Genomic DNA, 264 nt, shown 5'->3' with positions numbered 1-264 from the left:
TCATGGTACAGCATACAAAAGCAGATATGAGTCTGTGGACAGGCCGCGTTGAGCCGTTCGAGACACAGCGCGCCCGCTATTGGTATCAGCTTGCTCAGCCTTATAGCTTTAATAAAGCTGATGAAATTAATAAAGGTAATAAAGGCGACAAGCCCAGTCAACACATTGCTTTAGTAGGCTTTGCTTGCGATCAAGGCGTGCGCCGCAATCAAGGCCGTATTGGTGCACGGGCGGCTCCGCCACTACTAAAAAGCACCTTTGCTA

The 264-nt window shown here is 49.2% G+C and carries 1 pseudogene; it reads left to right on the top strand.

The annotated features are described in order from the left end of the window. Window positions 1–26: 26 nt before the first annotated feature. Window positions 27–264, top strand: a pseudogene (locus AAEY62_RS22985) (hypothetical protein); the annotation flags it as partial.

It is taken from the genome of Pseudoalteromonas sp. GW168-MNA-CIBAN-0100, from assembly GCF_040309225.1.
Classification (GTDB): Bacteria; Pseudomonadota; Gammaproteobacteria; order Enterobacterales; family Alteromonadaceae; genus Pseudoalteromonas; species Pseudoalteromonas arctica.
The sequence above is the reverse complement of the archived record's forward strand: the minus strand, read 5'-3'. Positions and strand labels throughout refer to the sequence as shown.